Consider the following 13,033-nt stretch of genomic DNA (forward strand, 5'->3'; position numbering starts at 1 on the left):
AATTGTTGCTGACAGCAAGCACTTCTTTCAGCGAAGCAAGCGCTATTTTCACTTTATTCAAGTCAAATTCGCGCTGGCTGACCAAACCAGCGGGCGCAGGGGTTGCTTTCAGACCACTTCCGGGGTCAACACCCGGGTCAAAAAGACGGCGATATCAGCCACTTCATGCGGGTGCACGCTGTGCGGCATCGGGTAGCTGTGCCATTCCACCGGGTACCCCAGCCGGGTCAGCAGGTCGCGGCTGGCGGCGCCGCGCGCCGGGTCCACCACCGGGTCCTGGTTGCCATGCGCCATGAATATGGGTGTGTGGGCGTTGGCTGGCGCGCGCTCGGTGGCAAAGTGCTCGGCCAGCGGCAGGTAGCCTGACATTGCCATGATGCCGGCCAAAGCCTGGGGAAAGCGCAGTCCGGTATGCAATGCCATGGCGCAGCCTTGGGAAAAACCTGCCAGCACGATGTTTTTGGGTGGGATGCCCCGTGCGATTTCGCGCGCAATCAGCGCCACGATGGCTCGCTCTGAGGTGCGAATACCTGCCTCATCCTGGCGACTGGTCAAGTCCGCGCCACGAATGTCGTACCAGGCGGGCATGACGTATCCGCCGTTGATCGTGACCGGCATGCTCGGGGCGTGCGGGAAGATGAAGCGGATGGCAGGGCAGCCGGACAGGTCGAGCTCGGGTACCAGGGCGGCAAAGTCGTTGCCGTCAGCGCCCAGGCCATGCAGCCAGATCACGGCGACACTGGGGTTGGGGGCGGTTTCGATCTGGATGTGGGGTAGCAGTGCGGTCATGTGGGTCGGGTGGGGTGGGTTGCAGAAGATCAAGCTATGAGAGCAGCGCCTGGGCAAATTCGCGAGCGTTGAAAGTCTCCAGGTCTTCCAGTTTTTCGCCTACGCCGATGAAATACACGGGCACCGGCCGCTCGCGCGCGATGGCCGCCAGCACGCCGCCCTTGGCCGTGCCGTCGAGCTTGGTCACGATCAGGCCGGTCAAACCCAGCGCGTCATCAAAAGCCTTGACTTGCGTGAGCGCGTTCTGGCCAGTGTTGCCGTCAATCACCAACAGCACCTCATGAGGCGGCGTGGCAAGCTTGGTTGCATCCTGGTCATCGGCAGCTACGGCCATCCCCACATTGTCCTGGGCTGGCCCGGCTTTTTGAATCACGCGCTTGATCTTGACCAGTTCCTGCATCAGGTGCAACTGGGTCGGCAGGCGCCCGGCAGTGTCCACCAGCACCACGTCGCGGCCACGCGCCTTGCCGGCGCTCACGGCGTCGAAGGCCACGGCAGCCGGGTCGCCGCCGTCCTGGCTGATGATGTCCACAGCGGTGCGGTCGGCCCACACCCCGAGTTGTTCACGCGCGGCCGCGCGGAACGTGTCGGCGGCAGCCAGCAGCACGCTGGCGTGGCGGGCGGCCAGATGCCGGGTGAGCTTGCCGATAGAGGTGGTTTTGCCAGCCCCATTGACGCCCGCGACCATAATCACGGTGGGCTTGAAGCGGCCGATCACCAACGGCTTTTGCAGGGGCGCCAGAAGGTCGGTGAGCGACGCCACCAACAGCCCCTTGACGGCCGCCGGGTCGGTGGTCTTGCTCTCCTTGACGCGGCGTTTCAGGTCTTGCAGCAAATGCTCGGTGGCCTTTACCCCGGTGTCGGCCATCAGCAGCGCGGTTTCCAGGTCTTCATAAAGCGCGTCGTCAATCTGCGTGCCGGTAAAGACGGTGGCAATGCTGGCGCCGGTCTTGCGCAAACCGGTCTTGAGTTTGTCGATCCAGGATGTCCTCGCCTGAGTCGGCACAGGCGCCTGGTCACCCGCCGAGGGTGGCGGCTCCGGCACGGCATTGGCTGGTAACACGTCGGCGGGCAGGGGCGGGGCCAGCGCTTCAGGCGTCGTCGGGGTGACGGCCGGGGCAGAAGCGGGGGATTTTTTTCTGAAAAAACTGAACATTTGGTGTGATCGTGGTGTCACTGCATTCTATGAAACACAACGCACCTACTTTGAGGCCCAGAAACTTGATCCTTTTGGGCGCGGCCTGCTTGGTCTGGGCCACCCTGACATCTGCCAGCGCGCTGGCGCCAACTGCGTTTGAATCGTCTTCCAGCCAGGCGCAGCAGTTCACGCTGGCCAACGGCATGAGCCTGATCGTCAGGCCTGACTGGCGCGCGCCCACGGTGGTGCACATGCTGTGGCTGCGCGTGGGCTCGATGGACGAGGTCGATGGCACTTCGGGCGTGGCGCATGTGCTTGAGCACATGCTGTTCAAGGGCACGCCGAGCGTGCCTGCGGGCGAGTTCTCACGTCGTGTGGCTGCCCTGGGTGGCCGTGACAACGCCTTTACCAGCCATGACTACACCGGCTACTACCAGCAAATCCCGGCCGCCAAGCTGGCCGACGTGATGCAGCTCGAAGCCGACCGCTTCGCCCATAACCAGTGGCCCGATGAAGAGTTCAAAAAAGAGCTTGAAGTGGTCAAGGAGGAGCGCCGCATGCGCACCGAGGACAACCCGAGGGCGCTAATGGATGAAGCCCTCAATGCCACGGTGTTTGTCGCCTCGCCTTATCGGCGCCCGATCGTCGGCTGGATGAGCGACCTCGAGGCCCTGAAGCCCGAGGATGCCCGCGCCTTTTACCAGCGCTGGTACGTGCCCGCCAATGCCGCGGTGGTGGTGGCCGGTGATGTCGATGTGGCCGAGGTGCGTCGCCTGGCTGAAAAATACTATGGCGGCATCCCGAGCCGGGCCTTGCCTGAGCGCAAGCCACGCGTCGAGCCCGAGCAAACCGGCATCAAACGCATGGCTTTCAAGGCACCGGCCGAGCAGGCCATGGTGACGCTGGCCTATAAAGTGCCGTCATTCCAGTCCTTCGAGGGCGGGCCGGACGAGGCCGACGCGCTGGCCCTGACTGTGCTGTCCGCGGTGCTCGACGGCTACAGCGGCGCCCGCCTGGCGCGGGCCCTGACCCAGGGGCCGAACCGCGTGGCCGACAGCGCCGGGTCCGACAACGGCCTGTGGGGCCGCGGCCCGCAATTGTTCACGCTGTCGGCGGTGCCCGCCCAGGGCAAGACCACTGAACAGGTGGAAGCCGCGCTGCGCGAGCAGGTGGCGCGCATTGCCACCGAGGGCGTGTCCGAGGCAGAACTGAACCGTGTCAAGACGCAGTGGGTGGCCAGCGCCGTGTACAAGCTCGACTCGGTGTTCAACCAGGCGCGTGAACTGGGCGCAAGTTGGGTTCAGGGCCAGCCGCTCAATGCGCATGAGCGTTTGATCGAGCGCCTGCGCAGCGTGACGGCGGAACAGGTCAAGGCGGTAGCGGCCAAATACTTTGGCGACGACCAGTTGACCGTGGCCCGGTTGCTGCCCCAGCCCCTGAACAAAGAACGCAAGCCGCGCACCGCCGCAGCGGGCGCCCGGCATTGAAACAGCCACCGAATGAAACCCCATGATCAGTTTTAAAAAAATAGTCTGGCAAGCGGTTTCGATCGTCGCCACGAGTCTTGTTTTCATGCATGCGTCAATGGCCGGCATTGCCATCGAACACTGGACCCAGCCCAGCGGCGCCCAGGTGTTTTTGCTGCAAAGCCATGCCATTCCGATGGTTGATGTGCAACTCGACTTCGATGCCGGCAAACGCCGCGACCCGGTTGGCCAAGCCGGCCTGGCCAGCGTCACGGCCAGCATGAGCGGCATGGGCGTGCTGGCCAGTCCGGCACGGGGCGAGCCAGCGCTGGATGAGAACGCGCTGGGCGAGGCGTGGGCCGATCTGGGTGCCAGCTTTGGCGGCCACGCCAGCAGCGACCGCATGAGCTTTGGCCTGCGCTCGCTCACCTACCCAGATTTGCTGGCCCAAGCGGTACAACTGGCGGCGCGGCAACTTGCTGAACCGGCCTTTCCCGCAGACATCTGGCAGCGCGAGCGCGAAACCATGAGCGCCGCCATCAAGGAGGCCAACACGCGTCCGGCCACGCTGGCCCAGCGCGCTTTTGACCAGGCAGTGTATGGTGTGCACCCCTACGGTTACGACACCACCGAGGACAGTCTCAAGCGCATTGAGGTGACGCACATGGCTGAGCTGTATCGCCAATCGGTTCTGCCGTGCCGCGCCAAGGTCACGCTGGTGGGGGCATTGACGCGTGCCCAAGCCGATGCGTTGGTGGCGAGATTGCTCGCCGGGCTGGCGGGTTCGCAAACAACACCTGCTGGGGAGGCGCACTGCCCGGCGCTGCCCGCCGTGGCTGAAGTGGCGCCCCTGACCCGGGCCAGCGAGCTGCGCATCGCGTTCGACTCGGCGCAAGCCCATGTGCTGCTGGGCCAGCCCGGCTACAAGCGCAACGACCCCGATTTTTTTGCCCTGCTGGTCGGCAATTACATTCTGGGTGGCGGTGGTTTCGTCTCGCGGCTGACTAACGAGGTGCGTGAAAAGCGAGGCCTGAGCTACAGCGTTTACAGCTACTTTGCGCCCGGCCTGCATGCAGGCGCCTTCACCATTGGTCTGCAAACCCGCCCGGACCAGGCTGATCAGGCGCTGCAAGTCTCGCGCGAGGTGCTGGCCCGTTTTGTCGCCGACGGACCGACCGAGGCCGAGCTTCAGGCTGCCAAAGACAATTTGATCGGTGGCTTCGCCCTGCGTCTGGACAGCAACCGCAAGCTGCTCGACAACGTGGCCAACATCGCCTGGAACAACTTGCCGCTGGAATATCTGGACAGGTGGACGCAGCGCGTGCAGAAGCTCACTGTGGCTGACATCAAGGCAGCCTTCCAGCGCAAGCTGCAGCCCGACAGGATGGTCACCGTGGTGTTGGGTGGAACTGGGGCAAGCGCTCAGTGATGCCCGTGCCCCCGCAGGTAAGATGCGGCGCATGAAGCGAACCCCATCAACCACCAAGCCCCGTCCGCCCCGTCCGCCCCGTCCGCGGGCCGTGCAAAGCCACGAAGTGCGCATCATCGGCGGCCAGTACAAGCGGACCAAGTTGCAGGTGGCCGACAAACCCGGTTTGCGGCCGACGCCGGACCGGGTGCGCGAAACCCTGTTCAACTGGCTGGGCCAGGACCTGAGCGGCTGGCGCTGTCTGGATGCCTTTGCCGGCACCGGCGCGCTGGGCTTCGAGGCGGCCTCGCGCGGTGCGGCGCAGGTGTTGCTGGTCGAGCAGGATGCCGCCCTGGTGGCGCAACTCAAACGCGTCCAGGAGCAGCTCATGGCCGCTGCGGTGCAGGTGATTCGTGGCGATGCCGTGGCAGCGCTGCGCCATGCCTCTCCCGGCAGCCTGGAGCTGGTCTTGCTGGATCCACCGTTTGACTCGAATCTGTTCGAGTCGGCCGTGCAGGCGGCCGAGCCCGCGCTGGCAGTGGCTGGCTTTGTCTATCTGGAAGCCCCCAGGCGCTGGCTTGATGCCGAGCTGCAGGGACTCGGTTTACAACTGCATCGCTACCTCAAGGCGGGCATGGTGCATGCGCATCTGCTCAGGCGCATGGACGTAGCGCAAGCGGGTTGATAATGGCACGATGTCAACTGCAACCCACTCTTTGCCATGTCCAATGATCTGATCGTCGTCTATCCGGGTACCTTTGATCCGATCACGCTGGGCCACGAAGATGTGGTGCGTCGTGCGGCCCAGTTGTTTGGGCAGGTGATTGTGGCGGTGGCAGCCGGGCACCACAAGAAGGCCATGTTTTCACTGGCGGACCGGATCGACATGGCACGTGAGGCAGTCAAGACCTACTCCAACGTGCAAGTGGCAAGTTTTGACGGCTTGATGCGCGACTTTGTGGTCAAGAGCGGGGCCAAGGCGATGGTGCGCGGCTTGCGCGCCGTGACCGACTTTGATTACGAATTTCAGTTGGCCGGCATGAACCGCAGCCTGATGCCCGATGTGGAAACGGTATTTTTGACGCCTGGCGACAAGTACCAGTTTATTTCCAGCACCTTTGTGCGCGAAATTGCCACGCTCGGCGGTGAAGTGGATAAATTTGTTTCGCCCGCTGTCAACCAGCGGCTGCTGAAAAAAGTGCGCCACCTGGCTGGCGTCAATCCCTGAATTTCTGGAGAAAAAACATGAAGATCCTTTTGCCTTTTGATGGCTCGGCCGTGGCCCTGGAAGCGGTGCGCTTTGCCATTCGGATGGCCGCCGATGGCCTGCAGACCAGCGTGGTGCTGGCCAATGTGCAGGAGCCTGCCAGCCTGTATGAACTGATGGTGGCGCACGACCCGCAGGTGATCGAGCAGGTCAGCGCGGCAGCCGGGACCAACACCCTGCAAGCCGCACAGGCGCTGCTCGATGCGGCGGGTCTGGCGTACGAACTGGAAGTGGCCTCGGGCGACCCGGCGCACACGCTGGTGGATATCCTGGAAAACTACAGTTGCGATCTGGTGGTGATGGGCGCCAGCGGGACCAGCGCCCTGCGCAGTGCGCTGCTTGGCTCGGTCTCCAACGAGGTGCTGCACGCGGCCGCTGTGCCGGTGATGATCGTCAAGGGCACAGAGCAAGTCAATGCTGACGACACGGAATAAGCCGTACTTTTAAGATCAGGGCACTATTACTTTTGCCTGATTGCGCTTATGGCCCTTTGGATCACTGACGAATGCATCAACTGCGACGTGTGCGAGCCGGAATGCCCCAATGACGCCATTTTCATGGGTCAGGAGATCTATGAAATCGACCCGCTCAAATGCACTGAATGTGTTGGCCATTTTGACGAGCCTCAATGCGTGCAGGTGTGCCCGGTGAACTGTATTCCGGTCAATCCGGATTTTGTCGAAGACCAGGAAACCCTGTGGCAGAAGTACCGGCGCCTGCAAGCGCAAAAGGCGCCCGACCCAACGGTTTAAACGTGACGCAGTTGGCGGCTTACTTCTTCTGAAACATCCGGTATTCAGTGGCTGGCATTTTTTGAGGTGGCGGCGACCGATTTTTTGGCTTTGAGCTTCGACCGTTTGGTTTTTCTGGTGCTGGATGCCTTGGCTCGCGCCTTGATCGGGGCGCTTGCGGCATTTTGGGGCAAGGGCTGGTTACCTGCCAGCAGACGTTGTTCTTCTGCCAGTCGTTCCTGCTCCATGATGTTGGCGAGCCGGGCATCGTTGATGGCAGCGGCCTCCGTCTGTTTCTTTTGCTCCGGCCGGCGTGCATCGCTCAGATTCATGGACACGGCACCCGGGCAGGGGATCTGGCTGAAGACGCTGCCGCAACGGTAGATGGTCTGGGATTGAACCTGCCACGCCAAAGCAACGCCAGCGATTGGTAACAAAGCTTGCCAGCACAGTTTTCGCATCAGAATTCCCCTTGCTCCCTGCAGGGTGGAGCATGACCTAGGGTATCACGAGCCGCTGACTGCAGGCGTCGAAGTTTCTGGAATGTCCGGCTTTGGCTTGTTGGGACGGGGCGGTTTGCTGGTGTGCACCAGACGCGTGGCCTGTTCCAGGTCGCCCGACAAGAAATACGGCAGCGCTTTGAGGGTGCGATCAACCGCTTGATCGATGGCGATGCGGTGGTCAATCGACGGTTTCTTAAGCACCCAGTGCAGCACGTCCGCTTTGTTGCCCGGATGGCCAATACCCAGGCGCAGCCGCCAGTACTGGTCGCTGCCTAGTTGGGCATGAATGTCGCGGAGCCCGTTGTGGCCAGCGTGGCTGCCACCCAACTTGAGTTTGGCCTCCCCCGGGGTAATGTCCAGATCGTCGTGGGCGACCAGGATTTCCTGCGGGGTGATCTTGAAAAAGTTGGCCAAGGCGGCCACCGACTTGCCGCTCAGATTCATGAAAGTCTGCGGCGCCAGCAGCCAGACAGATTGACCATGGACGCTGGTACGCGCCACCAGACCGTGGTAACTCTTATCAGGCATCAAACTTACCTTGAGCTCGCGCGCAACCGCATCAAGCCACCAAAAACCTGCGTTATGGCGGGTTTGTTCGTAATCCGGCCCCGGATTGCCGAGGCCTACAAAAAGTCTGATCATGGCGGCATTATTGAGCATTGGCAGGCAAAAAAAGGGCTCACCATGGTGAGCCCTTTGGGATAGGCGCTGAAAGGCTTATTTCTTGTTGGCTTTTTCTGCCGGTTTGGCGGTTGCCTTTGCGGCTGGCTTGGCAGCAGCTTCAGCAGCCGGTTCGGCAACGGCAGCGACTGGCTCGGCGCCGGCGACGGCCACCACAGAAACCACGACCGGGTTTTTGTCGCTGCCGTGCTTGACCACAGACACGCCTTTGGGCAGGCTGATTTCAGCCAGGTGCAGGGAGGCCCCCTTTTTCAGACCGCTCAAGTCAACCTTGATGAACTCGGGCAGGTCGGCCGGCAGGCACAGCACGTCAATTTCGCTGATCACGTGGTTGGCAATGCAGCCTTCTGTCTTGATGGCGGGCGAGTTTTCGTCGCCGAAGAAGTGCAATGGCACCTTCATGTGCAGTTTGGTGGTTGCATCCACACGTTGAAAGTCCACGTGCAAGATGAGTTGTTTGAACGGATGAACCTGGACATCGCGCAACAAGACCGGGCTGCTGGTGTCGCCAATTTCCATGGTCAACACGCTGGAGTGAAACGCTTCTTTTTTCAGCGCGTGCCACAGGGCGTTGTGATCGATTTCAACCACTTGCGGGGGCGTGGCCCCGCCATAGACAATGGCCGGCGTGCGGCCGGCGATGCGGAGACGGCGGCTCGCACCCGTACCCTGCTTGGAACGCTCATAAGCGGTAAATTTCATAACTGACTCCTGAAAGGGCTCACCGCGACCAGTGGGACCCTGATTGAAAAAACCGGGCACCTTTGACGGCGACACCGGCGACTTGAAATCCGATCAAAAAAGATTTTCCTGATCAGAAAAAAAACTCATCACCGACTTGCCCTTGGCAATGCGCTGGATCGTCTCGCCAATGAGCGGAGCTACATTGAGCTGGCGAATCTTGGGGCATGCCAGTGCGGCGGGCGACAAGGGAATGGTGTTGGTCACGACCACTTCATCGAGCACAGCGCCATTGGTGATGCGTTCTATGGCCGGGCCTGAAAAAATGGGATGCGTGCAATAGGCGTAGACTTTTTTGGCGCCACGCTCTTTCAGCACTTCAGCGGCTTTGACCAAGGTACCTGCTGTGTCGATCATGTCGTCCATGATGACGCAGTTGCGGCCTTCGATTTCGCCGATCACGTGCATCACTTCGCTGACGTTGGCCTTGGGGCGGCGCTTGTCGATGATGGCCAAATCACAGTTCAGTTGTTTGGCCAGCGCCCTGGCGCGCACCACACCGCCGACGTCGGGCGACACCACGATCAGGTCGTCGTAGTTTTTTTGCCGCAAGTCACCGAGCAGCACGGGTGAGGCGTAGATGTTGTCCACCGGAATGTCAAAGAAGCCCTGGATCTGATCGGCATGCAGGTCCATGGTCAAGACCCGGGCCACGCCCACGGCTTGCAGCATGTTGGCCACCACCTTGGCTGAAATTGGCACCCGGCTGGAGCGCGGACGGCGGTCTTGTCGGGCATAGCCAAAGTAGGGAATGACGGCGCTGATGCGCTCGGCGGAGGCCCGTTTTAGGGCATCCACCATGATCAGCAGTTCCATCAGGTTTTCGTTGGTGGGGGCGCAGGTGCTTTGCACCACAAAGACGTCACGGGCACGCACGTTTTGTTTGATCTCGACGGTGACTTCGCCGTCCGAGAAGCGACCTACCTCTGCATCGCCAAGGTTGATATGGAGGTAATGCGCAATGTCATTGGCCAGGACGGGATTGGCATTGCCTGTAAAAACCATGAAATCAGGGGTTTGATCGGCGTGCATGGAAATCCCAACTTATGAATCGCTAATTGCATGTCACATTTGGACATGTGTAAATTTTGGCAGGGGAGGAAGGATTCGAACCTTCGCATGCTGGAATCAAAATCCAGTGCCTTAACCAGCTTGGCGACTCCCCTACACGGGTTGAGCATGAGACATGCTCAACCGATAACTCATTGTGCAACCCAACCCTGAAGTGGATGAGCTGCCAAATTCCGGCATTCTTTGATCAGAAAACCAGCCTCATGGCCAATTTCAAAATCTCCCTCGATCCGGGCGAACACTGCGCTTCCGGAACCTGTCATCCTGCCATTCAACCCACGCTCGCTGCACCAGGCAAGTGCCTGCGTGACAGAGGGGCAAAGTAGCTCAGCAACAGGCTGCAAGTCGTTGTGACCAAAGTCAAATGCGTCTGCAGCGAAGTCCAAGATTGTAGCGGTTTTGGTATCTATTTTTAAGGCTGGATGTGAAAAAATTCGCCCGGTTTGCAGTCCATCGCGGGGTTTCACCACCACAAAACTGGCGGGTGGCAGCGTGATGGGCGTGATCTGCTCGCCAATGCCGCTCACCCACGCGTTATGGCCATTGAGAAAGAAGGGCACGTCGGCTCCCAGTTGCAGGCCGACTTGCTGGAGTTGCGCCAGGCTCAGCCCGAGCCCCCATAAACGGTTGAGCGCCAGCAGGGTCGAGGCCGCATCAGACGAGCCGCCGCCCAGCCCGGCCTGCTCCGGAATGTGTTTGGCAATGCCGATGTGAACGCCGTGCGGTGTGCCGCTGAGGGCTTGCAAGGCGCGGGCGGCGCGCACGATCAAGTCGTCGGCGGGCAGCGGCGTGGTCAGGTCTTCGCGGCTGATGGCACCGTCGGCCCGCAGGTCGAAGTTCAGTGTGTCGCACCAGTCGATCAGCATGAACACCGATTCCAGCAAATGGTAGCCGTCGGCCCGGCGGCCAACGATGTGCAAAAACAGGTTGAGCTTGGCTGGAGCCGGGACGTCAAAGAGGGATTTCATCAAGCGGTCTGGGTTCGAGGATGACGCGAATTTCAGCCTGGGGCGCGGGACTGATGCGTCGCGCCGTAATTCTGCCACTGTCGAATTGCGACTGATCCACCTGCCAGCCGTCCATGCTTGCCCGGTCGCCTGCCAGCCAGGCAAACAGAGCCGACACCGGAACGGGTGTGCCCAGCACGCGAGCGATCAAAACGTCGATGGTGCTGAAATACTGGATGTCATTGCCGGTCTGCATTTGTGCTCGTTCGGGCGACCAGGCAATGGCCGCCACGGTGCTGCCCAGTGGCGTGTAAAAGTGCAATTGCCCTTGTTGCGGCTGGCCTTGCAGCTCAAAAGTTGACGAAAACGCCTGGGATGCGAGCGATTCAGTGGCTTCCACGCGCACCGCCAGGCGGCCATTCCAGCTCGGGATGTGAGCGATTTCAGGGCTGGTAATGGGAGCTGCGCAGCCAACCGTCAAATAAAGCGTCAACAGGCACAACAGCAGTGATGCAAGGCGCTTGTTCACAGTTTCACGCGCAGCCGCTGCAGTGTTTCGCTCAAGGTCTCGTTGTCGGGATTCGCAACCAGGCCTTCGCGCCAGATTCGCAGCGCCTCATCGCGTTGCCCGCTCACCCACAACACCTCGCCCAGATGGGCAGCAATTTCGGTGTCCGGCCGTTGGCTGTAAGCGCTGCGCAGTAAATCAAGCGCCTCCTGGGTCCGCCCCATGCGAAACGCGACCCAGGCCAGACTGTCGACAATGAAAGGATCGCCGGGTGAGAGTGTTAGCGCTTTCTCTATCAGCTGCCGGGCCTCGGGCAAGCGCAGATTGCGGTCAGCCAGCGCATAGCCCAGGGCGTTGTAGGCTTGGGCATCATCTGGTTTGCTGGCGATCGACTGCCGCAGCAGTCGTTCCATCTCGGCAATATCTCCCATTTTTTCAGCCAGCATGGCCAGGTCGTAAACGATATCGGTATCGTTCGGGTGGTCGGCCAGCGCCACTTCGAGCAGTCTGCGGGCACGGGCGAACAGCTTCTGGTCGCGCAGAATTTCCACTTCGGTGCTGCGCTTGAGTCGAATGTCCGCATGCGATTGTTCCGGCAGACTGTGGATCAGTGTCAGCGCTTCCTCAATCATGCCCTGCTTGGCCATCAGACCGGCGCGCTTGAGTTGTGCCGCCAACAGGTCGTCCGGGTGATCGACGCGTTGCAGCCAGACCTGGGCTTGCTGCAGGTCTTTGCGTTGCACTGCAATTTGCGCCAGCGACAAGTAGGCCTGCGACAGGCCCCGGGGTGTCTGTGTGCCTGTGTACGCCTGTGCCGGCACTTTCATCAACTCAAGGTAGTGTAAAAAATGGCTTTCTGCGCTTTCCCACTGGCGCATTTGCAGATGCATCGCCCCCTGCATCAACCAGGCCGGGGCATAGTCGGGCTGCTGCTGGTTGATGTTGCGCAGTACGGCGTTGGCCTCGGCGCTGCGTTTGGACAGCAGCAGGGTTTGCGCGTAAGCCATTCGAAAATCAGTGCTGGGGGCGTTTGCCAGATGGTTTTTGACCAGGTCTTCGGCCTTGGCCACATTGGCCCGCATCAGCGTCAGGGCCAACCAGGCCGGGTGATCCTGGTGAACATGAAAGGTTTGCCCTTTTTCGGCGGCATGCAAAGCTGTCTCCAGGTCGCCGGCGTTGACCCACATGCGGCCCAGCGTCGCCCAGGCCGTGGCACCCAGGGCAGGATCAGTCAGCATGGAGGCCAGGGCTTTTTGCACCACCGAGACCGCCAGTTGCTTGTCGCTGGCGCGCTCGTAAAGAGAAGGAATTGCCCAGATCGTGTCCACACGCTCGGCCTTGGGCGTCAGCGTCAGCAAGCGTTTGAGCGGCTCCTGGGTTTCCGCCAGTCGATTCAGGTTCAACAGAATCTGGAGGACATAGCGGCTGGCGTCCAGGGAGGCAGGAATGGTTTCCTGCCAGGCTTTGGCAGACTGGAGTGCGGAGTCACCCGAGCGCGCTCGTAGCGCAATTTGCACCGATCGCCTGAAAAGTGCTTCATCGCCAGTTTGACGCGCGGCATCCAGCAGCAAGGAAAAAGCAGCGGCGGGCTCCTGCGCCTGGGCGTTGAGTTCGCCGAGCAGCAATTGGTAAAAGAGCGCACTGTCGAGTGCGGAACTTTGGGCAGGAGTTTCGGGCGGAATTGCCGGTTGGGCCTGGACGCTGTGGCTGCAAGCCAGCAGCAGGGGCAAGAGTAGGCGGAGGTGTTGACGCATGTGGTCATAATAATTCATGTCTGTCAGAT

15 protein-coding genes and 1 tRNA gene are annotated in these 13,033 nt (G+C 61.0%); 6 read left to right on the forward strand and 10 right to left on the reverse strand.

Features of this window, described 5'->3' with window-relative positions; genetic code table 11:
- Nucleotides 1–108: 108 nt before the first annotated feature.
- Both PHF15_RS10430 and PHF15_RS10435 read right to left on the reverse strand, forming a co-directional pair.
- On the reverse strand, nt 109–789 hold the full coding sequence (locus PHF15_RS10430; protein WP_300120931.1) for an alpha/beta fold hydrolase: 681 nt from the start codon (nt 787–789) through the stop codon (nt 109–111).
- Nucleotides 790–823: 34 nt separating this feature from the next.
- The gene (locus PHF15_RS10435) at nt 824–1,945 is read right to left on the reverse strand and encodes a signal recognition particle receptor subunit alpha (RefSeq protein WP_300120932.1); all 1,122 of its coding nucleotides are present in this window, start codon (nt 1,943–1,945) and stop codon (nt 824–826) included.
- A gap of 29 nt (nt 1,946–1,974) precedes the next feature.
- Between PHF15_RS10435 and PHF15_RS10440 the strand changes: the two genes are divergently transcribed.
- From PHF15_RS10440 to PHF15_RS10465, 6 genes are read left to right on the forward strand one after another with little or no spacing between them, the layout of a single operon-like run.
- Nucleotides 1,975–3,414 carry a pitrilysin family protein gene (locus PHF15_RS10440; RefSeq protein ID WP_300120934.1) on the forward strand — a complete coding sequence of 480 codons (1,440 nt, stop codon included), beginning with the start codon at nt 1,975–1,977 and terminating at the stop codon, nt 3,412–3,414.
- A gap of 22 nt (nt 3,415–3,436) precedes the next feature.
- Nucleotides 3,437–4,822 carry a pitrilysin family protein gene (locus PHF15_RS10445; protein WP_300120936.1) on the forward strand — a complete coding sequence of 462 codons (1,386 nt, stop codon included), beginning with the start codon at nt 3,437–3,439 and terminating at the stop codon, nt 4,820–4,822.
- Between the two features lie 31 nt (nt 4,823–4,853).
- Nucleotides 4,854–5,486, forward strand: coding sequence for a 16S rRNA (guanine(966)-N(2))-methyltransferase RsmD (gene rsmD / locus PHF15_RS10450; RefSeq protein WP_300120937.1), 633 nt, complete (start codon nt 4,854–4,856; stop codon nt 5,484–5,486).
- Between the two features lie 36 nt (nt 5,487–5,522).
- Nucleotides 5,523–6,029, forward strand: a complete 507-nt coding sequence (gene coaD / locus PHF15_RS10455) for a pantetheine-phosphate adenylyltransferase (protein WP_300120939.1) — start codon at nt 5,523–5,525, stop codon at nt 6,027–6,029.
- A gap of 17 nt (nt 6,030–6,046) precedes the next feature.
- A complete protein-coding gene (locus tag PHF15_RS10460; RefSeq protein ID WP_300120941.1) occupies nt 6,047–6,502 on the forward strand; it encodes a universal stress protein in 456 nt (151 codons plus the stop codon).
- 48 nt (nt 6,503–6,550) lie between these two features.
- The gene (locus PHF15_RS10465; RefSeq protein WP_300120943.1) at nt 6,551–6,820 is read left to right on the forward strand and encodes a YfhL family 4Fe-4S dicluster ferredoxin; all 270 of its coding nucleotides are present in this window, start codon (nt 6,551–6,553) and stop codon (nt 6,818–6,820) included.
- Between the two features lie 44 nt (nt 6,821–6,864).
- Here the strand turns inward: PHF15_RS10465 and PHF15_RS10470 are convergent, their stop codons facing one another.
- The 8 genes from PHF15_RS10470 to PHF15_RS10505 all read right to left on the reverse strand — a co-directional run bounded on the left by PHF15_RS10470 (nt 6,865) and on the right by PHF15_RS10505 (nt 13,004).
- Nucleotides 6,865–7,260, reverse strand: coding sequence for a hypothetical protein (locus PHF15_RS10470; RefSeq protein ID WP_300120945.1), 396 nt, complete (start codon nt 7,258–7,260; stop codon nt 6,865–6,867).
- A gap of 45 nt (nt 7,261–7,305) precedes the next feature.
- Complete coding sequence (gene pth, locus PHF15_RS10475; RefSeq protein WP_300120947.1) at nt 7,306–7,944, reverse strand: aminoacyl-tRNA hydrolase; 639 nt, start codon at nt 7,942–7,944, stop codon at nt 7,306–7,308.
- A 75-nt stretch (nt 7,945–8,019) separates the two neighbouring features.
- The gene (locus PHF15_RS10480) at nt 8,020–8,685 is read right to left on the reverse strand and encodes a 50S ribosomal protein L25/general stress protein Ctc (RefSeq protein WP_300120949.1); all 666 of its coding nucleotides are present in this window, start codon (nt 8,683–8,685) and stop codon (nt 8,020–8,022) included.
- A gap of 93 nt (nt 8,686–8,778) precedes the next feature.
- Entirely contained in the window at nt 8,779–9,756 is a 978-nt protein-coding gene (locus PHF15_RS10485) for a ribose-phosphate pyrophosphokinase (protein ID WP_300120951.1), read from the reverse strand.
- A gap of 57 nt (nt 9,757–9,813) precedes the next feature.
- A tRNA-Gln gene (locus PHF15_RS10490) sits at nt 9,814–9,890 on the reverse strand.
- Nucleotides 9,891–9,926: 36 nt separating this feature from the next.
- Nucleotides 9,927–10,763, reverse strand: a complete 837-nt coding sequence (ispE, locus tag PHF15_RS10495; RefSeq protein WP_300120953.1) for a 4-(cytidine 5'-diphospho)-2-C-methyl-D-erythritol kinase — start codon at nt 10,761–10,763, stop codon at nt 9,927–9,929.
- Complete coding sequence (locus tag PHF15_RS10500; protein ID WP_300120955.1) at nt 10,747–11,271, reverse strand: lipoprotein insertase outer membrane protein LolB; 525 nt, start codon at nt 11,269–11,271, stop codon at nt 10,747–10,749. Before PHF15_RS10500 ends, ispE begins: the two co-directional genes overlap by 17 nt.
- Complete coding sequence (locus PHF15_RS10505) at nt 11,268–13,004, reverse strand: tetratricopeptide repeat protein (protein WP_300120957.1); 1,737 nt, start codon at nt 13,002–13,004, stop codon at nt 11,268–11,270. Before PHF15_RS10505 ends, PHF15_RS10500 begins: the two co-directional genes overlap by 4 nt.
- Nucleotides 13,005–13,033 lie beyond the last annotated feature (29 nt).

The organism is Rhodoferax sp., from assembly GCF_028689295.1.
GTDB lineage: Bacteria > Pseudomonadota > Gammaproteobacteria > Burkholderiales > Burkholderiaceae_C > Rhodoferax.